14 protein-coding genes and 1 riboswitch are annotated in these 23,414 nt (G+C 64.7%); of the genes, 6 read left to right on the top strand and 8 right to left on the bottom strand.

Annotation, left to right across the window (positions count from 1 at the left end; all coding sequences use genetic code 11):
• Positions 1-59: 59 nt before the first annotated feature.
• The 8 genes from KOL99_RS03955 to KOL99_RS03920 form a co-directional block, all read right to left on the bottom strand.
• A complete protein-coding gene (locus tag KOL99_RS03955; RefSeq protein WP_216509171.1) occupies positions 60-785 on the bottom strand; it encodes a DUF72 domain-containing protein in 726 nt (241 codons plus the stop codon).
• A gap of 160 nt (positions 786-945) precedes the next feature.
• Complete coding sequence (locus tag KOL99_RS03950) at positions 946-2,079, bottom strand: ribonuclease D (RefSeq protein ID WP_216509170.1); 1,134 nt, start codon at positions 2,077-2,079, stop codon at positions 946-948.
• 159 nt (positions 2,080-2,238) lie between these two features.
• Entirely contained in the window at positions 2,239-3,291 is a 1,053-nt protein-coding gene (gene hisC, locus KOL99_RS03945) for a histidinol-phosphate transaminase (RefSeq protein ID WP_216509169.1), read from the bottom strand.
• A gap of 73 nt (positions 3,292-3,364) precedes the next feature.
• Positions 3,365-4,429, bottom strand: a complete 1,065-nt coding sequence (gene mqnC, locus KOL99_RS03940) for a cyclic dehypoxanthinyl futalosine synthase (RefSeq protein ID WP_216509168.1) — start codon at positions 4,427-4,429, stop codon at positions 3,365-3,367.
• 94 nt (positions 4,430-4,523) lie between these two features.
• Positions 4,524-5,600, bottom strand: coding sequence for an aminofutalosine synthase MqnE (gene mqnE / locus KOL99_RS03935; RefSeq protein ID WP_216509167.1), 1,077 nt, complete (start codon positions 5,598-5,600; stop codon positions 4,524-4,526).
• A 60-nt stretch (positions 5,601-5,660) separates the two neighbouring features.
• On the bottom strand, positions 5,661-6,263 hold the full coding sequence (locus KOL99_RS03930; RefSeq protein WP_216509166.1) for a UbiX family flavin prenyltransferase: 603 nt from the start codon (positions 6,261-6,263) through the stop codon (positions 5,661-5,663).
• Positions 6,260-7,153, bottom strand: coding sequence for a 4-hydroxybenzoate octaprenyltransferase (locus tag KOL99_RS03925; RefSeq protein ID WP_236025755.1), 894 nt, complete (start codon positions 7,151-7,153; stop codon positions 6,260-6,262). The genes KOL99_RS03930 and KOL99_RS03925 overlap by 4 nt, the downstream gene beginning before the upstream one ends.
• 22 nt (positions 7,154-7,175) lie before the next feature.
• A complete protein-coding gene (locus KOL99_RS03920) occupies positions 7,176-8,522 on the bottom strand; it encodes a UbiD family decarboxylase (RefSeq protein ID WP_216509165.1) in 1,347 nt (448 codons plus the stop codon).
• 357 nt (positions 8,523-8,879) lie between these two features.
• On the opposite strand from KOL99_RS03920, the gene KOL99_RS03915 reads away from it, so the two are divergent.
• The 6 genes from KOL99_RS03915 to KOL99_RS21750 all read left to right on the top strand — a co-directional run bounded on the left by KOL99_RS03915 (position 8,880) and on the right by KOL99_RS21750 (position 23,381).
• A complete protein-coding gene (locus KOL99_RS03915; protein WP_216509164.1) occupies positions 8,880-9,701 on the top strand; it encodes a hypothetical protein in 822 nt (273 codons plus the stop codon).
• A 396-nt stretch (positions 9,702-10,097) separates the two neighbouring features.
• Positions 10,098-10,175, top strand: a riboswitch (cyclic di-GMP riboswitch).
• Positions 10,176-10,380: 205 nt separating this feature from the next.
• A complete protein-coding gene (locus tag KOL99_RS03910) occupies positions 10,381-10,878 on the top strand; it encodes a DUF11 domain-containing protein (protein WP_216509163.1) in 498 nt (165 codons plus the stop codon).
• Positions 10,879-11,018: 140 nt separating this feature from the next.
• Positions 11,019-12,497: an autotransporter outer membrane beta-barrel domain-containing protein gene (locus KOL99_RS03905; protein ID WP_216509162.1), complete on the top strand. Its 1,479-nt coding sequence runs from the start codon at positions 11,019-11,021 to the stop codon at positions 12,495-12,497.
• 61 nt (positions 12,498-12,558) lie between these two features.
• Positions 12,559-13,818, top strand: a complete 1,260-nt coding sequence (locus tag KOL99_RS03900; RefSeq protein WP_216509161.1) for a hypothetical protein — start codon at positions 12,559-12,561, stop codon at positions 13,816-13,818.
• Positions 13,819-13,837: 19 nt separating this feature from the next.
• Positions 13,838-20,707: an OmpA family protein gene (locus tag KOL99_RS03895; RefSeq protein WP_216509160.1), complete on the top strand. Its 6,870-nt coding sequence runs from the start codon at positions 13,838-13,840 to the stop codon at positions 20,705-20,707.
• 67 nt (positions 20,708-20,774) lie between these two features.
• A complete protein-coding gene (locus tag KOL99_RS21750) occupies positions 20,775-23,381 on the top strand; it encodes a DUF7933 domain-containing protein (protein WP_216509159.1) in 2,607 nt (868 codons plus the stop codon).
• Positions 23,382-23,414: the final 33 nt, after the last annotated feature.

Below are 23,414 nucleotides of genomic sequence, written 5' to 3'. Positions count from 1 at the left end.
ATTAGTGATTTTTCGCCAGTTGTACACCCGCTCCACCAACCTGGGCTACGGGGCCGCGTTCAGAGCCCCCTCCCGTTGTCCCTCTCCCCCGAAATAAGCTCCACGAAGCGCCGCGCGAAGAGCGGGCCCTTCGCCTCGTCCTCGTGCTTGAAGAAGACGAAGGCTTCGCTCCATCCCCTGCCGCGCACAAGCTCCGCCCACTTCCTCAACTCCTCCACCTGGTACTCCGGACGCCTAAGCCTGAGGTACCCCCAGGTTGCCGTCGCCACCGCCGGGATCTCCAGTTCTTCCTCGATGTCCGCGATGCAGAGCGCGGCGTCGTTTCTGTGCAAGAGCGCGAACACCTCGTCATCGAGCCAGGAGCGGTGGCGAAACTGCAGGGCCACCCGGCGCCCCGGCGGTATCAACGCCAACAGATCGTGCAACAGGGGCAGGTCCTTCTTGAGACTGGGGGGAAGCTGGAACAGCACGGCGCCCAGGCGCCTCCCCAACACCCCGGCTACATCGAAGAGGTAGGACACCTGGTCGGCGACGTCGCGCAGCCGGTTCACGTGGGTAATGCGCTGCGGCGCCTTGAGCACGAACCTGAAGGTCTCCGGCACCTCGTCGCGCCACCCCGCCAGCATCGAGTCCTTGGGCATGCGGTGGAAGGTGTTGTTGATTTCAACGCTGTTGAACTGCCCACCGTAGTAGTGCAGCATCTCCCGGGACGGCAGGTCCTGCGGGTAGAAACTCCCTTTCCACTCGGTGTAGGAAAAACCGCTGGTGCCTATGTACAGGATCATGGCGCGCCCCCACCCGTTTCATCCACAGCATCATGTTATACAACAGGGGGCGGCCTGCACAAGGCATTCTAATGGAAATGCCCACGGCGCCATGCTCATAGGACGAAAAAAGGCGGGCTCCTCATAAGGAACCCGCCCGTCATGCCGCTATCTTTGCCTATCAGGAGATCAACGAGGCCAGCTCGTCGCCGAACGCCTCGCGCTGCCAGCGCTTCAAGAGGGCATCCTGCGAGGAGCCCGGCTCGGCGAGCGCCTCCAGGAGCGTGTTGTTGGCCACCAGACCCACCCCCAGGCCGAGCTGGGCCGACTTCGCCTCGCGCCAGATCTTGAGCCGTTTCACCTTCTCGTCCTGGAGCCGGTCCAGCACCGGACGGCGGTTTTGCTGCACCTGCGGCAGCTTGTCCTGCGGCACGGCCAGGCCGTTGGCGACCGCCTGCAGCAGCCCGCGCCCGAGCCGCTCGATCAGCTTGGACGACATGGTGTGGATGCCGACCAGTTCGAAGTTGCTCCTGGGCTGCTTCTCGGCCAGCTCGCGCAACAGGTCGTTACTGAGGATCCGGAAAGGGGGAACGTCGGCGAGGCGGGCCTTCTCGTCCCGGAACTTGAGCAGTTCCTCGAGGACGGCCAGCTCACGCGGCTTCATCTTGTTGGCCCCCTTGAAGCGCAGGCACATGAGCTCACCCTCGCGCGACGGCGATCTCACGCCCGCCACCAGCTCGGACTCCTCCTCCACCCAGGCCAGGCGCCCCTTGGCCACCAGCTCCGCCTCGAGCTGACGGTACAGCTCGATCAGGAGCGAGGTGTCCTTCATGGCGTACTCCAGCATCTCCTGAGAGAAGGGACGCTTGCTCCAATCGGCCTTCTGGTAGCGCTTGTCCAGCTCGACGCCGAAACGCTTCTTCAAAAGGGCTGCCAGGCCGAACTCGCTCTCGCCAAGGAACTGGCTGGCGATCATGGTGTCGAAGAGGTTGACCACCTCGATGCCGAAGTCGCGGTGCAGCGAGCGCATGTCGTAGTCCGCGCCGTGGAAGATCTTCTTGATGGCCGGGTTGGCGAAGATCGGCGCCAGCGCACGCACGTCGATCGGGGCCAGCGGATCGATCAGTCGGTCCTCCGACGCGGAGGAGACCTGGATCAGGCAAACCTTCTCGGTATAGTGGTGCAGCGAGTCGGCCTCGAGGTCGAAGGCGAGCACCGACTCCTTCGAGAGCCGCTCTACGAGTTCATCCAGGGTCTTTTGGTCGGTGACGAGATGTGCCGCTGCGGGATTTGTTGCCTTATTCTTGTTCTGCAAATGGTTCCGTCCGTTTCTGCATCTATATATGCTTGCGAGATATTTGGCGTTTTTGCGCCCTTCCGGTCACGGCACAGCGCCAGCCGGGAAGATTACAGCTTTTTCACTTTCTATACAAGTCCAGATCCGCATTCGCGGAAAAAATTGCCGCTGCCGGGATTACCGCCCCGGGCCGATCTCGATCAGCGCCTGGATGGTGCGCTGCATCTCCTCGTTGGTGCCGATGGTGATGCGCAGGCCGTGGCTCAGCTTGGGGTCGGTGAAGTGGCGCACCAGGATCTTGCGGTCGTACAGCCCCTGGTAGACGCGGGCGCCGTCACGGTCGGGCGGGCTCGCGAAGACGTAGTTGCCGCTGGAGGGGATGACATGGTAGCCGATTTTTCCCAGTTCGGCGGTGAACCAGGCACGGGTCTCCTTAATCTTGGCCACACACTGAAGGAAGTAGCCCTGGTCGTGGAGCGCGGCGGTGGCGGCAGCCTGCGCCAGGCGATCCAGGTTGTAGTGGTCGCGGATCTTGTTGAGAGCGGCGATCACCTCGGGGCGCGCGATGGCGAGGCCGAGCCTCATGCCCGCGAGCGAATAGCTTTTGGAGAAGGTGCGGGTGACCACGACGTTGTCGAGGGAGCGCACCAGCTCCAGCGAATTCTCCTCGGCGAAGTCCACGTAGGCCTCGTCCACCACCAGCATCCCGGAAATACGCCCGGCGAGGTCCGCGATGTAGTTCTGGCTGAAGGTGAAGCCAAGCGGCGCGTTCGGGTTGGTGAGGAAGAGGAGCTTGCCGTCGTAGCGCTCCGGGATCCCCTCCGGCTCGAAAGAGTCGGTGAGGCCGAAGGTGCGCACCTTGGCCCCCTGCACCTCGGCCAGCGTGCCGTAGTAGGAGTACGAGGGGTGGATGTAGGCGATCTCTTCGCCCTCGCCGGCGAAGGCGCGGATCAGGTTGTTGAGCACCTCGTCCGACCCGTTGGCCATGATGATCCAGGAGGGGTCGAAACCGTACAACCGGCCGGCCTCCTCGCGCGCTAGGCGACTGGCGGCGTCCGGATAGCGGCGCAGCCCCTCCCCGACCTCCCTGGCGATGGCGTCGATCACCTGCGGGGACGGCGGATAGGGGTTCTCGTTGGTGTTCAGCTTGATGTAGGAGGCCACATCTTCGGGCTGGAAGCCCGGGACATAGCCTGCCATCTGTGCGATGTTTTGCCGCAGGGCAATCATGGCAACTCCTTTGCTGGCGGATTGGAACTGTGACTATAACCGCAATTCAATGAGAAAGTCAAAGCCCCAGGCTCTAATACCGCTCCAGTTCCCGGTAGAGAGTGGTGCGTCGGACCGGCGCGAAGCCAGCACCCTTAATGAGATCGATCATCTGCTGCTGCGACATGCGGAAGCGGCATCCCGCCGCGGCCACCACGTTTTCCTCCAGCATGGTGCCCCCCACGTCGTTCGCGCCGAAGAAGAGCGCGACCTGGGCCATCTTCGCCCCTTGCGTCACCCAGCTCGCCTGAATGTTGGGGATGTTCCGGAGCACGATGCGGGACAGGGCCAGCACCTTGAGGTATTCCACGCCGCTCGCGGTCTCGCCGCCGAGCTCCGTGTTGCCCGGCTGGTAGGTCCAGGGGATGAAGGCGGTGAAGCTCCCTCCTTGCGCCTGCAGGTCGCGCACCCGGAACAGGTGCTCGACCACGTCCTCGATGCGCTCTTTGCTGCCGAACATCATGGTCGCCGTGGTCGGCATGCCGAGCTTGGCCGCCTCGCGCATGACCTCCGCCCACCCCTGCCAGCCGATCTTCTTCGGGGAGATCTCGGCGCGGACGCTGTCCACCAGGATCTCCGCCCCGCCGCCGGGAACGGAATCGAGCCCCGCCTCCTTCAGGCGCCGCAGGGTTTCCGGAATGGACAGCCCGGAGAGCTTCGCGGTATGGGTGATCTCGGCCGGAGAGAGGGAATGGTTCTGGACGCCGGGGAAGCGGCGCTTGATCTCCCGGAACAAGGTCTCGAAGTAGGTGATGTCGAGCGACGGGTGCAGCCCGCCCTGCATCAGGAGCTGCGTCCCCCCCTGGTCCACCAGTTCCTGGATCTTGGCCATGATGGTGTCGTTGTCCAGGAGATAGGCGTCGTTCGCCTCGGGGTTGCGGTAGAACGCGCAGAACTTGCACTGGGACTCGCAGACGTTGGTGTAGTTGACGTTGCGATCCACGACGAAGCTGACGCAGCCGTCGGGGTGCATGCTGCGGCGGACGGAGTCGGCGAGGCGGCCGACGGCGAGGAGGTCCCCCTCGGTCAGGCACCAGAGCGCCTCTTCGAAGGTTACTTCAGCGCCGGCGGCGACTTTTTCAGTGATGGCTTTGAGCATTGGTGGAACCTGCTGGTTTCTCTGGCTAAAGGGCAACGGGGTGGTGGACCCGGTGGACCCGGTGGACCTTGTGGACCCGGTGGACGGGCAGAATTTAATACGCGCGGAGCTCGCGGTAGAGGGTGTCACGCTCGACCGGGATGCGACCCGCCTTCCGGATCATGGCGACGATGCTGTCGCGGCTCATGGCCTGCGGGGTGTCGGCGCCGGCCTCGTGACCGATGCGCTCCTCGACCACGGTGCCGTCCAGGTCGTTGACGCCGAAACAGAGCGAGACCTGGGCGATCTTCTCGCCCAGCATCACCCAGTACGCCTTCACGTTGGCGAAGTTGTCCAGGTAGATGCGGCCGACGGCCAAGGTGCGCAGGTCGTCGACGCCGCTGGTGCCGCTGCCGCCAATCTTCAACTGGGAATGCTCGGGCTGGAAGGCGAGCGGGATGAAGACCTGGAAGCCGCCGGTCCTGTCCTGCAACTCCCGCAACTGGCGCATGTGATCGACCCGATCCTCGACGCTCTCCAGGTGACCGTAGAGCATGGTGGCGTTGGACTTCAACCCGGCCGCGTGCACCTGTTCCATGATGGAGAGCCACTCGGTGCCGCTGATCTTCTCGGGGCAGAGCTGGTTGCGGATCTCAGGGGCGAAGATCTCGGCACCCCCGCCCGGCAGCGAGCCGAGCCCGGCATCCTTCAGCTTCTCGAGGGTCTGCGGGATGGAAAGCTTGGCGAGCTCGGCAAGATAGGCGATCTCCACCGCGGTGAAGGCCTTCACGTGCAGTTCCGGGGATACCGACTTGATGGTCGCCAGCAGTTCCAGGTAGAACTCGAAGGGGAGATCGGGGTGCAGGCCGCCCACCACGTGGATCTCCGTGGCGCCTTGCTGGAGTGCCTCCTCGGCGCGGGCGCGCACCTCGTCCAGCGACATCAGGTAGGCTCCGTCCTCGCCGGGCCTGCGGAAGAAGGCGCAGAAACGGCAGCGGTTGACGCAGATGTTGGTGTGGTTGATGTGGCGGTTGACGTTGAAAAACACCTTGCGGCCGTTGCGCCGCTCGTTCACCGCCTGGGCCAGTTCACCCAGCTCCAGGAGGTTCGGGTGCCGGAACAGCAGGAGCGCCTCGGTCTCGTCGATGCGGGCACCGCTGTGCACTTTCTCGGCTATGGTTGCAAAACTCATTGCTGCTTTTTCCTTTCTTGTCGGACTGGTCGGACTGTCGGACGGGGTGACCGGCGGGTTTTACTCGCCGCCCCAGCGGCGGAACAGGGTGTGCTCCACCTGCACGCTGTCCAGCACCTTGCCGACCACGAAGTCCACCAGGTCCTCCATGCTCTGCGGCTGGTGGTAAAAGCCGGGCATGGCGGGCACCATCCTCACTCCCAGCCGGGACAGTTTCAACATGTGCTCCAGATGGATGGCGTTCAACGGCGTCTCGCGCGGCACCAGGACCAGGGGGCGCGCCTCCTTGAGCATCACGTCGGCGGCCCGCTCCAAGAGGTTTCCGGCATTGCCGCAACTGATGCGGGACAGGGTTCCCATGGAACAGGGGACCACCAGCATGGCGTCGGGCGCCGACGACCCGCTGGCAATGGGGGCGAAAAGATCATCGCAAGCGTAGTAACGAAGATCACCGCTCCCCACCCTCTGGCGCAACTGCTCCTGCACCACCTGCGCCGCCCCACCCCACTCCAGGGCGCACTCCTCGCGCAGCACGGCGAAGCCGGCATCGCTGACGAGTACGCTGACACGTGCCCCCGACCGCAGCAACTCCTCGATCACCCGGAGTCCATAGATGCTGCCCGAGGCCCCGGTTATGGCGACGACGAAATGGCGTTGTTTCACATCGCCCCCGCTGTCAGGGTATCCAGCAGCGTGGCGAAGAAGAGGGTCACGCTGATGTAACCGTTCATGTTGAAGAAGGCGGCGTCGAGAGCATCGAGGTTGCCACCGCGCAGCAAGTGGTGCTCGTAAAGAAGCATCCCGCAGGTGGCGACCAGGCCCGCCAGGAAGAAGGTGCCCAGCCCGAGTTGCAGGTAGAGGGCCAGCAGGAACAGGCAGGAAAGGACGTGGAAGATGCGCGAGGTCCAGAGCGAACCGGTGACGCCAAGCTTGGCCGGGATGGAGTGCAACCCGCTTTCCCGGTCGAACTCCAGGTCCTGGAGGGCGTAAAGGATGTCGAAGCCGGCAACCCAGAAGAGAACGGCCAGGGCGAGCAGGAATGCCGGTAATTCCGCGCTGCCGCGGATCGCGATCCAGGCGCCCAGCGGTGCGCCGGCCAGGCAGATGCCGAGCACCACGTGCGCCAACGCGGTGAAACGCTTGCAGTAGGAGTAAAGGAGGATGAAGCCGAGCGCTACCGGCGACAGGTAGAGACAAAGCGGGTTCAGCATCTTCGCCGCGAACAGCATGACCAACACCGAAAGGGCGATGAAAACGATGACCGAGCCCCGTCCCAGCAGACCGGCAGGGATGGCGCGCCCGGCGGTGCGCGGATTGCGACCATCGATATCGGCGTCGATCACCCGGTTGAGCCCCATGGCCGCGGTCCGCGCGCCCACCATGGCCAGGACTATCCACCCCGCCTGCGCCAGCGTGGGAAGCCCTCTGGCGGCCAACAGCGCGCCGGTGAAGGCGAAGGGAAGCGCGAAAATGGTGTGGCTGAACTTTATCATCTCCAGGAATACCCTGATCCTGGCGTACATCGTCATCTCGACTCCTGCCTGACTGCTCATGAGTTCCTTTCTCGCTCCTTGCTCAGAGAAAGCCGTATTCCCGCCATCTCCGCTCAACCTGGGCGCAAACCGATACATCCTGTTGCAACAATTGCTTCCGCTCCCCACCTTCTTCCGGGAGCTTGACGGTCGCGTCGACTCCGAGGCACCCGTCCGGCGTCACCACCAGGTCGGCGGGGAAACGGACCGCGTTCAACGCCTGCCAAAAACCCTGCGCCAGGGTCAGTTCTCCCTCGGTGCGATCCACGACCACCAGGAGCTTCCCCCTTTTCAGCCATCCCTCGCCGCGCAGCAGCTCCAGCACCCGCCGTCCCTGCAACGGCTCCTTCTTGTCGATGGAGATGATGGCACAGCCGTGAAAGATCCCCTCCACCGGCATGACCAGGTCGGCGATCTCCGGGCATTGCCGGCGCAACAGCGGGAGCAGCAGCCGCTCCGCCGACTTGGCCAGGTAGCAGTCTTCCATCGGCGGAGGGCCAACCACGGTCGCCTGGCAGATGGGATCTTTCCTGCGGGTGACGCAAGTGACCCGCAACAGCGGCACTTCCTCGCCGGGGTCGTAGCTCCCGGTGTAGTTGCCGAAGGCACCCTCGCGGCGGGTGGTGCCGGGTTCGACCACCCCCTCGATGACCAGCTCCGCTTGGGCCGGAACCAGGAGGTCGGACTCCAGACAACGCACCATCCCGATGGGAGCCCCGTGCAGGTACCCCGCGAAGGAGACCTCGTCGAGCGGTTCCGACAAGGGAAGCATGGCTGCCAGCGTCAACGCGGGCGCGGCACCGACGGCGATGGCCACCGGCATCGGCGATCCTGACGCACTGTATTTTTCGTGATGGGCGAAGCCGCCGCTGCCGGGCTTCCAGCGTATCCCCACGCAGCCGTCGTCGAAGAGCCGGACCCGGTACATGCCGCAGTTGTTCGCGCCGGTCTCGGGATCCCGGGTGAATACCAGGGGAAGCGTGATGAAGCGCCCGCCGTCACCCGGCCAGCTCTTCAGGAAAGGGTATCGTCCCAGGTCCGGAAGCCGCTCAACCACCTCCTGGCAGCGAGCCTGGCGCACCAGGGTCGGCACCGGCGCGATATCGGGTGCGGCGAGCAGTTGTTCCATCTTGCCCGTCAACACGGAAAGGTGTTCGACCTGGAGCGCAAGCGCCATGCGGGAAGGGGAGCCGAAGAGGTTGGTTGCCACGGGGTAGGGACTTCCTTTGACGTTCTGGAAAAGAAGCGCCTTGCCGCCACCGGGGAGCTTGCTCTGCCGGTCGGTGATGCAGGCGATTTCCAGTTCGGAATCCACCTCGGCATCCACCCGATGCAGCTCACCTGCGGCGTCCAGCACGGCGAGAAAGTCCCGTAAGTCCCTGATGGCCATGCACACTCCGCAAATAACCTGAAGAGAAAGTTTTTAGCACTTCCACCAGGCGATGACAACGTTTTTCTTCCCCCGCTTACGCTCCTACGGCATGGACGACGACGGCCGTCAGCCACTCCGAGATGTTCATGAAAGAACCATTCCCTTCGCGGTGTCACCCCGCCGTTCAGGTTACGCACAGCACACGGCGAAAGTGTGCAAACAATGAACAGCAACTTTTTGAAAATCCCCTGCGAAATCCCTGCAGTCGACGTGAATTAGTGCCGATAAGTGAACCACATACGACAGATTCTCACATTAACCATTTCTGGCACCTTCCATGTAACAGCGGTAGCAACCAGGCAAAAGGGGGCTCCCATGAAAAGCGAGATATCCATGAACAGCACTAACGGCCAAAGCTCCCGTCCCTCCCGCATCGCAGGAGCGGCGCTCGGCCTTGCACTTATCCTGATCGCCGGCTGCGGCGGCGGTGGCGGAGGGACCAACCCGACCGGCATCAACACCAGCAACGACCCGGCTGCTGCCAACTCCTACACGGTGACCAGCGACCAGTACGGCCTGGAGCGGGCTACCTATCTCTCCTCGAGCGTTTCCAACCTCGGCATCGTCTTCCGGGTTGCCATAGCCACGAGCCTCAATGACCCGGACTACAAGACAATTTCCCGGATCGACGTGGCACCCGGGGCCTCCATCACAACCCAAACGACCTACTCCCTCGGCAATGGCGGCGCACCCTTCCCTGGCAGCCTCTACTTTCTGAACGGGCACCCGTCGACCCTGTTGCGTACCGTCGGGGGGACCATCACCTTCAGCCGGTACGGGGGTAACTCCGGCGACCGCATCAGCGGCTCCTACAGTGCCATCATCGAGGATGACAACGACCCGGCCAAGCCTACCTACACCATCGCCGCCGGATTCGATTTCGTGGTGGGTAGCGGCGGCGCCGTGCTTTCGGCCCCCGCCTCGCTCGCCCTGGCGGCACAGCCGGTCTACCAGGCGCAATGCGCCTCCTGCCACTCCCTGGGGAGTTACGACGCCACTGCCTCCGGAGCTCCCGAGCTCGCCCTGAAAGGGGGCGAGGTGCCGGCGAAGTACTCGGCGGGGCAACCGGGCCATGAGGGAGTGACTCTCAGCGCGGCCGAGATTTCCGCGCTCCAGGTGCTCTGCAACACCAACTAGACCGCGCTATCCTGGGCAGCCGGCGTTATGACTCGCCGGCTGTCCGCCCCCCCACTTCCGCGCCCTCACCTACGGTCGCCCTTCCTTCAGGGCCTCCTCTCCCCTCTCCCCTCTCCCGTCCGCCGCACCCCGCGCCGACGCCTTGCCTGGAGCGCTTCCACGTCATTCACCACGAAAAGGGAACGACAACCTAGGTTGCAGCACACAACAATCCTCTCATTGGAAAAAAAACTTTATATTTTTCATGCAATTTGGTATTGTTGCGCCGTTTTGTAGGAAATAAGCTGGCGGCATTGTAATCGCAACCGGAAACAGCCCGGCAACGGCCCGAAATCACTATGCCATGCAGCACCAAACAGGAGCCTTATGCACTAAAACCGTGACCGTCCATACCTACTCCGATAACGGCAAACCCGGAGCAATCCGGCGACGCAAAGCCACGGGTCCCTGACAGGGGACAGCCGAGCTACCGAAGAGCATCTGGAGTCAGGCCCGGGTGAGGACGAGCGCGTTCTCACCACGGCGGATAATGCCCGTCTCCATGTACATGAGGACGGGCATTTTTGCATCCGATGTTAGAAACACCACAAGTGCCTGTATCAGCAAGACTTATACCGTCAACAAAACAATTTTAACGCAGAGACCAACCGCGCAACACCAGCGCAACAAGGAGAAAAAAATGAAGAGAAACATCAGTTTAGCCACAGCAACCCTTACCCTCATGCTGGCGGCGCTGCCGCTCGCGGCATGGGCACAGCCCAAGGTCACCATCTCGATCAAGGCGGAAAAAGAGGTGAGCGTGACTGCCAAGGGAAAAGCCGTGAAAAAGCGGGTAGCTGCAAAAGGGGTGCAGCCGGGTGAGGAGATCATCTACACCCTGAACTACGTCAACTCCGGGACCGAAGCAGCCAAGAACGTGGTGATCAGCGATCCGGTACCGGCGGGCACCCAGTACATTCCCGGCAGCGCGAGCGAAACCGGCGAGCTCACCTTCTCCATCGACAAGGGAAAAACCTTCAAAAAGCCGACACTGCTGACCTACGAGGTGAAAGCCGGCACCGGAAAAAGCGAGAAGAAGGTAGCCTCCCCGGATGAGTACACCGACGTACGCTGGACCATCCCCCAGGTACCCGCAGGCGGCAAGGGCGCGGTCAGCTTCAAGGTCAAAGTAAAGTAATTTCAGGTCTTAAAAATAAGAGCGAAAGCTATCTGAAAAGGAGCGCCTATGATCAAAATCTGAGCAAACAGCAGTAACAGCAGTAACAGCAGTAACTTATTTATTTTTATTGAAATGAAGCATCACAAAAAGGAGATCTTATGAAACGCAATCTTCTCGCTGCCTTGGCAATCAGCGCCTTGGCCTCAGCCGGTATCCCCGCGACCGCATCCGCGAGCACGACCGCCGGCACCACCATCCTCAACGTGGTAACCGTTGACTACAAGGACGCCAGCAACACCACCTCCTTCAGCGCAGCATTCTCGACCTCGGTCACCGTCAATCTGGTGAAGGCCGGCCTCAACGTCACCAGCGCGCCCGACAGCGCCAGCATGCCGGGCTTCAACTGCCTCGGCATCGGCAGCTACGCCTCCGGCGGGACCTTCAGCGCCTCCTATGCGCTGACCGCGACCGCCAACGGCCAGGATACCTACAAACTCTCCATCACCAACACCGCGCACAACGCGAGCAGCAGCAGCGCCTCCTACACCATCGTCAAGGCTGACGGCACCACCCAGGCGCCGGCCACCTCCGGCGTCAGCGACCTGCTGCTGAACAGCGCCATCGTCGTCGGCACCTCCGGCAATGACACCCTGCTCTTCCCGGGTGGCTCCCTGAAAGCCGGCACCGATGGAGGCTTCGCCAAGGGCGATGTGGTCGTAGTCGACTACGGCACCTCCAAGACGGCATACCTCGTCAAGGACGTGGTGCTCGGCCACGCAGCCGGCTACTCGGTCAACGGCACCGTGGCCAGCACGGCTACCGGGACCGCCACCGCCGAGGTGCGTGACCAGATCGTGGTCGAAGCCTTTGCCAACGTAAATGGCATTGGCAGCGCAGGCGCGGCCCCGGCCTTCAACACCAAGGCTCCCGCGGTCGGCACCGTGGTCGGCGAGATGGCCATCGTGAAGATCGACGTCAGCGCCGCTGCCAACTTGAAAACCACCGATGCCACCGTCGACTACCAGCTCGCCGTCACCGACAGCTCCGGCAACAACACCACCTACGTCGGCAGCGCCAGCAACAGCCCGGCCAACACCTGCCTCGCCGGTAACTTCCTGGCCACCAAGCTCGAGATCCTCAAGCAGGTGAAAAACATCACCAAGAACACCGGGTACGGCCCCAACGCCACCAGCGACCCGCGCGACGTCCTCGAGTACCTCGTCACCGTGACCAACAACGGCGGACAGGCGATCGCCGCAGCGGTCATCGACAACGTCCCCACCTACACCAAGCTCGTCACCTTCCAGGATAGCTACGACGGCACGGTATCCACCGACGGCACCGGCTACTTCGCGCAGGTTTCCGACGGCGTGAACACGGTGAGCCTCACCGTGGATGCCAGCGGCGAAGTCGCCGCCCAGCCGGCGTCTCCGGCACCGACGGTCGGCTTCGGCAAGGCTGCCGCCGTCACCGCGGGCGCCGCGCTCAACTTCTACCTCGGTCAAGATTCCAGCCCCACCGGAGGCGGCACTGTTCCTTCCTGCACCGACCGCACGAAGAACACCCAGTCCCTCTGCGTGGCTCCCGCGAGCTGGAACCGCACCTACACCATCAAGTACCGGGTGCAGGTGGACTAACGCGACCGGCTCCCCGGAACCGGCCACGGTTGCGGGGAGCCCCACCTAGGAGGTAGATAGAATGCGAGCTGTCATGAAATCGCTGCTGGCACTTGTGCTGGCGGCGCCGGCGGTGCTGTGCGCGCAGATAGCTTCTGCCAGCACGGCCGCCAATACCGCCATCGTTAACCGGGCGGTGCTTTCCTACAACGGCGGGCTGACCGCCGAAAGTTCGGTCACCGTGAAGGTCGACCTGGTGCCCAGTACGCCCAACGTCACCATCACCAGGGGGGACGCCTCGTACCAGGGACCGGACACCCCCGGGATCGCCAACACCGTCACCATCACCTCGTCCGCCAACGGCCCGGCCACCTATACGGTGACTCCGTCGGTCACGGCTTCGAGCAACAGCACCGGCGCCAGCGTGACCGGCGGGACCAGCGTCGTGCTGGGCGCCAGCATCACCGCGGGCACCGGCAGCACCACCTCGATCGTGGTCCCGGCACCGATCGGCGGCGCCGTCAGCGCCGACTCCGAGGTGAACGGCATCGCCGTGAACGACATCATCGTCTTCACGGTGAACAGCCACACCTACACCCCGAAGGTCACCTCGACCCAGTACAACGCGAGCAACAACACCTTCACCATCTACTGGGCCAACACCGAGGCGATCGCCGCGGGTGACGTGCTCGGAGCCGGTGTCCAGGTGGGCGAGCGCCAGCAGGTGAACCTGACCGCCAAGCCCGGCACTATCTCGACGCTCGGCATGGATATCACCACCACGGTGAAGGCGGACGTCACGGCACCGAACTTCCCGACCAACTCCGCCACCACCGCGCCGGCCAACAAGTGGACCTCCACCCCGCCGACGATCACGTTCCAGAAATACTCGCGTAACGTCACGGCGCCGATGACCGGCACCGGGACAGCCCACTACAACACCTCCATCGAGGGGAACACCGGCGCGGGCTCGCTCCCCTACTTCACCGGAGGGGTGACCGGAAAGCCGGGCGAGGTGATCGAGTACGTGGTCGAAGCGTCCAATAGCGGCGCCAGCACCTTCGACCTGACCTCGTGCGCCATCTCGGACTACGTCCCCACCAGCTATGTCACCGATCCGCTGACTCCCTACACCGGTTCGCGGCAGATCTTCTACATCGACACCAACGGCGTCACCGCGACTCTCACGGCCGGCGCCGTGGGTGCCAACCAGGCGAGCTACGTGGCGGGGAACTCCCCGAACCTCGTGGTGAACGTCGGGGTCAACGCCAACGCCACCACCCCCGGGACCATCCCGATCGGGAAGGGCGTCACCATCGCCTACCAGGTGAAGATCAAGTAGGGAGAAACGCCTCAGCGTGATGAAGAGCCTGATCGACAACATCCTAAGCAGCCTCTCCGGCCTCCGGGCCGGGGAGCTTGCCGGCGCCCACGGCGACCGGCGGGGCCGCGGCACCTCTGTGCCGCGGGCTGCCGCGGAGTTGCGTCCGGAGCGCAGCCGGGCCGCCCGGCTGTCGATCATGCTCCTCGCGCTGTTCACCGTTTTCGTCATCGCGAACGCCGCGTCGGCCGCGAGCGACGGCGACCGGATCGTGAACCGGGCCAGCTTCAGTTGCCGGGAGTTGCCAACCGTGACGACGCAGGTCACGGTGACCGTGATGGCGCGCACCAAGTCGACGGCGGAATTCCTGAAATATGCCCCGGGCGCGACCGACGCCACCGGCGTCACCGTGCCCGCCACCTCCTTCTACGACAGCACCGGCGGGCTCGCAACGGTGGCGGCGCCGGTCGCCGTCGGGACGCAAAGCACCATCGATATCTCCACGGCACTCCCGCTCACCGCCTCGAGCACCTTCCACGCCGGCGAACCGCTCTTCGTGCGGGTCACCGACCTCGACCAGAACCTGGACCGCGAGGTGGCCGAGACGGTGCAGGTCACCATCAGCGATCCGGGTACCGGGGACAGCGAGGTGCTGCTCCTGACCGAAACCGGTCCCGACACCGGGGTATTCGTCGGGTACATCCAGACCGCCTCCCAGGCGAGCGTCGCCAGGAACGGCGTCCTCAGCGTCAGCGAGGCGTCCGATATCAAGGCGCTCTACGTGGACAAGGTCGACGGCAGCGACAGCTCCGCCGCCGCGGCCATCGTCGACCCCTTCGGTATCGTCTTCGACTCCGTGACCGGGAAGCCGGTGGACGGCGTGACCGTCGAGTTGATCGATGCCGCCACCGGCCTCCGCGCCACGGTCCTCGGCGATGACGGCGCCGCAAACAACATTTACCCCAGCAAGGTCGTGACCGGCGGCGTCGCCAGCGACAGCACGGGGAGAATCTACGCTTTCAGCCCCGGGGGGTACCGCTTCCCGTTCGTCGCCCCCGGGAACTACCTGCTCAAGGTGACGCCGCCGGAGACCTACACCGCCCCCTCCACGGTCACCACGGCCCGCCTGCAGACCCTACCCGGCGCCCCTTACCACATCCTCGAGCCCGGTTCGCGCGGCGAGGCGTTCACCGTCCAGGCCGGCCCCGCGATCCGGGTCGACCTTCCCATCGACCCGAAGATCGGCACACTGTGGCTCAGGAAGACTGCCGGCAAAAGCGTAGTCTCGACCGGCGAATACCTAAGCTACGAGGTGACCCTGCAGAATTCCGACGCGGTCGGCACGGTGTTCGACACGGTGGTCACCGACAAGCTGCCGGCGGGCCTTCGCTACCAGAAGGGTTCCGCACGCCTGAACGGCGCGACCATGACGGAGCCGACCATCTCGACCGACGGCAGCACCCTTACCTTCCGGGTGGGGACCCTGGCGCCGAAGAGTTCGGCGCTGCTTCGCTACGTGGTCCTGGTAGGAGCGGGAGCCAAACCCGGCACGGCAGTCAACGTCGCCTCCGCCAGCAGCAATCCGCCGGTAAGCTCGGTTCCGGCCTCCGCCTCAATCACGGTCCAGGAAGCATTCCTGCAGAGCCGCAACATCATCATGGGGCGCGTCTTTGTCGGCGCCTGCGGTGAGCGCCCCGAGGACAACAAGAAGGGGATGGAGGGGGTTGGGATCTACCTCGAGGACGGTACCTTCGTGGTCAGCGACAAGCGTGGCATGTTCCACTTCGAGGGGGTGGCGTCCGGGACGCACGTGGTGCAGCTCGACATCGACTCCATTCCGGAAGGTTACGAAGTGCGGCAATGCGAGAACAACAGCCGCTTCGCCGGACGCGCTTACTCGCAGTTCGCCGAACTCCAGGGCGGCACCATGTGGCGCACCGACTTCTACCTCGGGAAACTCGAGGACAAGGCCGGAGCCCCGACGGCACCCACAGCACCCACAGCACCCACACCCGCACCCGCAGCACCCGCAGCACCCGCACCCGCACCCGCAGCACCCGCAGCACCCGCACCCGCACCCGCAGCACCCGCAGCAGCCGCAGCAGCCGCAGCAGCCGTAGCGCCCGTACCCGCTGTGCACGCGCCGTCCAGCTCCTCCGGTGCCTCCAGCACGGCCAGCACGTCGGCAGCGGCAGAGCCGGGTGCGTCAGGTGCGATGGCGGAGGCCAATTACCAAGGCGAAGTGAGCCTGGAAATGATCAGCGCCCAAAGCGGCGAAATGATCGAGTACCGGATACCGATGCAGGCGGCCGGGGTGCCGCTGGAGAACCTGCGCCTCACCATTGATCTGCCGCCAGGGGTGGTTTATCACCGGGGGAGCAGCAACCTGGAAGGAACAGCCCATTCCGATCCCGAGGTGGACGGCAATCGGTTGACCTACGCGCTGGGGGCCGCCGACGCCGCCTGGGGCAAGGAGATCCGCTTCAAGGCGCGTATCGAGCAGGCCACCCAGGCAGGCACGCTGCAGACCAAGGCCAGGCTCACCTTCGACACCTCCGGTGCCAAAGGCGTCCTCACGCCTGAACTGGACAATGTCCTTTCCCTGGTAAAGGAGGAGAGCAAGGTTTCGCTCCCGCCGGTCGTGCTGCATCCGCACTTTCCCACCTTCGCAGCGGAGCTGAGCGACGAGGACCGCAAGCAACTCGGCGCGCTGGCGGAGTTGCTCAGCCGTTTCAACCTCGACCGGATAGAAGTGATCGGCCACACCGACCAGGTACGCATCGCCCCGCGCAGCCGGGGCATTTACGCCGACAACACGGCACTCTCCTTCGCCCGGGCCAAAAACGTCGGGCGCTTCCTCACCGCCGCCCTGCACCTTCCGCCCGAAGCGCTCTATCTGACCGGTCGTGGGGAGAGAGAGCCGGTCGCGAGCAACCGCACCGAAGCCGGTCGCGCCCAGAACCGTCGCGTCGAGGTGAAGGTTTCGCTTTCGCAGAACGTGCAAAGCACCAAGGTAACCGTGGTGAAAGAGCGAAGCGGTGTGAAAAAGCAGGCAACGGCAGGGCAACGCGGCCCGCAGCAGCAGCTGCAAGCCGCCCCGGCAACGGCAACGGCAACGGCAACGGCAACGGCAACGGCAACGGCAACGGCAACGGCAACGGCAACGGCGGCGGCAACAGCGGCGGCAACAGCGGCGGCAACGGCGGCGGTTACTCCGGCGGTTACTCCGGCGGCCGCCGGTCCGACTGGTCCGACCGGCGCGGCGGGCTTGGCCGGTGTGCTCACGCCTCCGGCAGCGACCACCACCGCACGCGCGCCGCAGGCGGAGCGCGTCGAGCTCTACTCCGCGCTGAGCGAGGGCATCGTGCACCACCGCATCAAGCTGGCCGACGTCGACAAGACGCTGCGGAACGTCACGGTCAACCTGACCCTCCCCAAAAGCCTTCTCTACATGAACGGCACCTCCCGCCTTTGCGGCAGGGAAATGCCGGATCCGCAGGCTACTGACACGGCGCTCGTCTACCGCTTCGACAAGCTGCCGCAAGACGGCAAGTTCGACCTGCGCCTGCAATCACTGCTGGACCCGGACGTGAAGGAAGAGAACTCCAACAGCGGTGTGACCGTCCAGATCTGCGACGCCCAAGGTAAACCGCTGAGAACCCTTACCGCCTCGGCCGAGCTGTCGGACAGCATGGACGACATCAACCGCGCCGACCAGCCTCCGCCGGTGGCCTTTGCCCCACTCCAGGCGAATCAGGCGCAGGACCTGGTCAACAGCGGGGAATTCGAGGAGAAAGTCGCCAAAGGAAAGGCACCGGCCGCCGATCCCAACGCCGACCTGCACGTCAAGGAGAAGCAGGGCATTCTCTCGCCGGCGGATGGAACCGTGCTGGCGTCGCAGATCAACGCGGTCCAGGTCGTGCTCGACTCGGCGCTCACCCCGGTGCTCACCCTGGACGGTCAAACGATCCCGCCCGAGAAGATCGGCTTCAAGATGAGGGACCGGGAGAGCGAGAAGAGCCTGTACACCTTCATCGGCATCGACTTCGGGGACAAGGGTGAGCACCTGCTCCAGCTCAAGGGGTTGGACAGCTTCGGCGTCGCCCGCTTCGAACAGAAGGCCCGGCTGTCCCGGACCGGGAACATCGCCTCCATCCGCCTGGTCTCGGCGGAGGGGAACGTTGCCGACGGCAGAACCCCGGTGCGGGTGCGGATCGAGCTCTTGGACCAGGACGGCAAGCCCGTCCCGGCCAACGCCGAGCTGGCGCTGAAGGGGGGCGAGCTGCGCCCCTACCTGGAGCCCGGTACGCTCGCAGTCAGCACCGGTAGCGGTCTCATCGCCGTCGACGCGCAAGGCTGGATGAAGTTCCAGCCGGTCACCGCGAGCGGCTTGTACCGTACCCAACTCGCCTACAACAAGGCGACCCTCGATGTCGAGACCTACGTGAAGCCCAAGATGCGGGACTGGATCCTGGTCGGCCTCGCCGAGGGGACGCTCGGGTACAACACCGCCACGGGTCACATGCAGACCCTGAAGGACGCCGGTAACGAGCAACACCTCTACGATGAAGGGCGCGTCGCCTTCTACGCCAAGGGAAGCGTCAAGGGGGAGTGGCTCATCACCATGTCCTACGACAGCGCCAAGAAGAACACCGGCGTCTCGGGCAACTCGCTGTTCCAGAACATCGACCCCAACGCATTCTACACGCTCTACGGCGACGCCACGGCCCAGGCCTACGACGCCTCCAGCAAACGGAAGGTGTTCCTGAAGGTCGAGCGCGACCAGTTCAACGCCGTGCTCGGCGACTTCGACACCGGCCTCTCGGTCACCGAACTGTCGCGCTACAGCCGCAGGCTGAACGGCGTGAAGACCGAGTACCGCTCCAGGGATTTCGAAATCACTGCCTTTGGCAGCGAGACCGGCCAGTCCTTCGTGAAGGATGAACTGCGCGGCGACGGCACCTCCGGCCTGTACCGGCTCAGCCGCAAAGGGCTGGTGGTCAACTCGGAGCAGATCACCATCGAGTCGCGCGACCGCTTCCACAGCGAGCGGGTGATCGACAGCAAGACCCTCACCCGGTTCATCGACTACAGCATCGACTACGAGGCCGGCACCCTATTCTTCAAGAGTCCGGTCTTCGCCAAGGACGACCAGCTGAACCCGGTCTACATCGTGGTCGACTACGAGGTCACCGACGCCGGCGGGGACGCGCTCACCTACGGCGGGCGCGCCGGCGTCAAGCTGTTGGATGGCAACCTGAAGGTCGGCGGCAGCTACATCCACGAAGGGCACGTAAGCGGTGACAGCAACCTCTATGGTGCCGACGCCACGGTAACCCTCGGCCCCGGCACCAAGGCGCGGGCGGAGATCGCCACCACCCAGCGCGACATGCCGACAGAAAAGGCTTCAGGCAACGCCTACCTCGCCGAGATCACCCACATGGACCAGAAGCTGGAAGGAAAGGCCTACTTCCGGGAGCAGGAGGCGGATTTCGGCCTGGGACAGCAGAAGGGAAGCGAGGCGGGTTCCCGCAAGTTCGGTGCGGAGGGAACCTACCGCCTGGACAACCAGCTGAGCCTCGGCAGCCAGCTCTACCGCCAGTACAACCTTACCGGAGGCACGGTGAGAGACTTCGCCGAAGGGCAGATCGGCTACTCCGACAAGGTCCTCACCGGCAAGGCGGGCCTGCGCTACGCCAACGACACCCTCGCCGACGGCAGCAACGCGACCTCCGTGCTCGGCACGGTGGGGGGGAGCTGGAAGACGCTGAACCAGCGCCTCACCCTCAGGGCTGATCACGAGCAGGCGCTCTTCAGCAAGAACCAGAACGCCGACTACCCGACGAGGACCATACTCGGGGCGGACTTCCAGGTCATCCCGTCGCTGCTCCTCTTCGGCCAGCAGGAGTTCACCCGCGCCGACGACGCCGACACCAACACCACCAGGGTCGGGATGAAGTCGACCCCCTGGAGCGGCGGCACCTTCTCGACCTCCATGGCCAACGACCGCAAGGAAAACAACGAGAGAACCTTCGCCAACGTCGGCCTCGCCCAGAAATGGCAGGTGAACAGCTTCTGGTCCGTCGACGGCGGCTTCGACCGCAGCCAGACCCTGAGGAAAAGCCCCGGCTACGTGTTCGACGCGAAGGTTCCGAGCGCTTCCGGCGGCGAGGATTACAGCGCGATCTCCCTGGGCGCCACCTACCAGGAGAAGAAACTTCTGTGGTCGAACCGCGTCGAGTACCGCGACGGCGAGACCCAGGACAAGTGGGGAGTGATCACCGGCCTCACCAACGAGCAGGGGCTCTTCTGGGGCTGGACCGGCAGGCTGCAGGTGCTGCACGCCCGCTCAACCGACGGGGCCCGCTCCACCGACGCCGACCTGAGGCTGGGGCTCGCCTACCGGCCGCCGGTGACCCGCTGGATCCTCCTGGACCGGCTGGACCTGATCCTCAAGGATGAGAAGAGCTCCGGCACCTCCACCCAGGGGAGAAGGATCGTCAACAACCTGAACGCCAACTTCCGCCCGGACAAGCACAACCAACTCTCGCTGCAGTACGGCGTGAAGTACGTGCTCGAGCAACTGGACGACCAGGATTTCAGCGGCATCACCGACCTTGTCGGTGTCGAGGGGCGGCACGACCTGAGCGACACCTGGGACATCGGGCTGCGCGGCTCGTTGCTGCACAGCTGGCAGGCACGCCAGATGAACTACAGCCTGGGGGGCTCGATCGGCTGCAACGTGGTGAAGAACGCGTGGGTGAGCCTCGGGTACAACCTGGTCGGTTTCCGCGACCGCGACTTCTCCGGCGCCAACTACGCCGCGCAGGGGCCGTTCGTCCAGTTCCGCTTCAAATTCGATCAGAACTCGGTCAAGGAAGGTCTGGCCGCGCTGAACCGGGGCGAATAGCGGCAGTCACTACACATTGAGCCGATGGCCGGCGGTAAGGTTTCAGCGACGGCCTCAGGAGAAGCAGATGCACAAAGGCAACCACAGGACATCATCGATGGTACGGGAAACGCGCCGGCATTGGCTCGGGATGGCGACGGCAACGCTGCTCGCCCTGCTCGCCGTGCCTTCGCCCTCGCGGGCGCTCACCACCAACGCGTGGCAAGACCAGACCTGCGTCGGCTATCGCACCGGCGGTCTTAACTGCACGGCCGGAGAGTTCACCATAGCGCCGGTGTTTACCGCGCAAGCCGGCACCCCACCCTTTTGCATCATGGGGAGTGACTTCCGTTTCAAAGTCGAACTGGGCCTCTCTGGCACCAACACCGACCGTTACGACGTCGGCTTCTTCGTCGGACAGCAGGGAAATGACCCGCGCAACACCACGCCAGGCAACATCTGCTCCGTCGCCACCTTCCCGACCACCCCCAGCCCGTGGCTCAACCTGGACGGTGATGGCTGCGGCGACTTCAAGGGGGGCGCGAACTTCACCACGACCGTCGACGAAATCAAGGTCCTCTGCACCGGTGACAGCTCCGGCGCCCTCAAGGTACCTTACGTCGTCACCTACTGGCAAAACCCCGGTAACGTCTGCACCGGTCCGGGCGACGTCAGTAACGGCTCCCCCTCCAAATGCAACGCCGGCGTCGCCACCGTCGGCGGAAACGTCAGCGTCTTCGCCGGCGCCTTCGTCGACGTGACGAAGCAGACGCTCCCTGACGGCTCGACCCAGCCGTTCACCTTCACCGCGACCGGGCCCGCCGGCTCGAAGGTCATCGTGCTCACCGGCGCCACCCTGACGGCAACCTCCGCCACGGGTGGCACCTATACCCCGGCCTCCATCGCCGCGGCGGGAAACAGCGTCAACTTTACCCTCAGGGACAACGAAACCGCCCGGGTATTCATAAACGCAGTTGCCGCCGACCAGACCCTCACCATCACCGAGGCGGCCGCCGGGGGGGACTGGGACCCGACCGCGGCCATCAGTTGCGCCCCCGTGACCGGCACCCCCGCCCTCAGCACCGCCCCGGCGCAGCGCAGCATGAGCGCCACGCTCAATGCCAGCAACGCCGCCGCGGCCTGCACCATCACCAATACCAAGCGGCCGCGGGTTACCCTGGTGAAGAACCTGCCGGCGAGGGTGAGTTCCGGGGACCAGTTCACGGTCAGCGCGAGCGGCACCATATACGGCACCGCCTCCGCCACCACTTCCGGCACCCAGAGTTCGGCCAGCACGGTCTTCAACTGCGCGCCTGATCAGCCACTGACCCTCACCGACGTAATGAGCGCCGGGAGCACGCCCTCCGGCAAGTACGCGGGAAGCCTCACCTGCAGTAACGCCTATGCGGGCCCCGGTGCGACTGCGGGGGCGCTCCTTCCCAACGCGCGGCAGACCTCAAGCTACACTCTGGCGCCTGCCGCCGGAGACGAGCTGACCTGCACCTTCACCAACCTGCCGCGCCCAACCCTCACCAAGAGTTACAGTAACGGCAACATAGCCGTCGGCGGCAGCAGCACCTTGAACTTCAGCATCGTCAACGAACCGGTCACCAAACCCGCCCAGAGCGGCCTCGCCTTCACCGACACCTTCCCGGCCGGGGTTACCGTCACCGGCGTCGGCGCCGTCTCGGGCACCGGTTGCAGCGGCACCACCTCGTACAGCGCGTCGAGCGTCTCGCTCGCTTCCGGCGCCATCGCCGCCGGAAGCGCCGGCTGCAGTTTCAGCGCGACCGTGCGCGGCGACAGCGCCGCTTCCTACCTGAACGACGCCACCCGGTTCAGCGCCCTTGGGGGTGGACTCGATACCGGCAGCGCGAGCGCCACCCTGAACGTCTTCACCCCCCCAACCACGGCGAAGTCCTTCGGCGCCGCCACGGTCGCGGTGGGGGCGCCGGTGACACTCTCGCTGATCCTTGCCAACCCGGCGGCGAACGCCGCCCCCCTGACCGGCGTGAGCGTGACCGACACCTTTCCCGCCGGCATGGCGCTGCGCAACACGAGCTTCAGCTTCTCCCCCGCCGGCTGCGGCAGCGTCACCAGGAGTTCGGGCGCGGCGTCCGTCGCGGGCGATGGCGAGGTCCGGTTCAGCGCCGCCTCCATCGCCCCCGGCGCCAGTTGCCAGGTCAGCTTCAACGTCGCCAGTTCCAGCTACGGCCTGGTGACCAACACCACCGCCGCGCCCCTCGCCAGCGGCCCGACCGGGCTCACCGGAACCAGCGCGAGCGCGAGCGTCACCATGGCCGCCATGCCGCTCATCTCCATCTTGAAGTCCGCCAGCCGCGGCAGCGCCGATCCCGGCCAGGACGTGGTCTACACCGTGGAACTGGTCAACACCGGCGGTGGCGCCGGAAACAACATCGTCCTTACCGACGACATGGGCCCCTACTCCTCGCTGTTCCTCGGTGGCGGCGCACCGTTCACCTTCACCGACAGCGCCCCCGCCTCCGGTCTCTCCCTGGGGACGCCGCAGTATTCCAGCGACAAGGGCGCCACCTGGAGTTATGTCCCGGCATCCGGCGCCGGCGCTGCGCCCGCAGGGTACGACGGCAACGTGACCAACTGGCGCATACCCATGACCGGCAGCATCCGGTCCGGCGGCAGCTTTAGGCTCGTTTACCGGGTGAAAATAAAGTAGGTGTTTGCGGTCATTGGGGAGGGTTGCCGGGGA

Origin of the sequence: Geomonas azotofigens, from assembly GCF_018919395.1 — a bacterium.
Taxonomy (GTDB): domain Bacteria; phylum Desulfobacterota; class Desulfuromonadia; order Geobacterales; family Geobacteraceae; genus Geomonas; species Geomonas azotofigens.
Note: the sequence above shows the minus strand (reverse complement) of the source record. Positions and strands in the feature narration are given on the sequence as shown.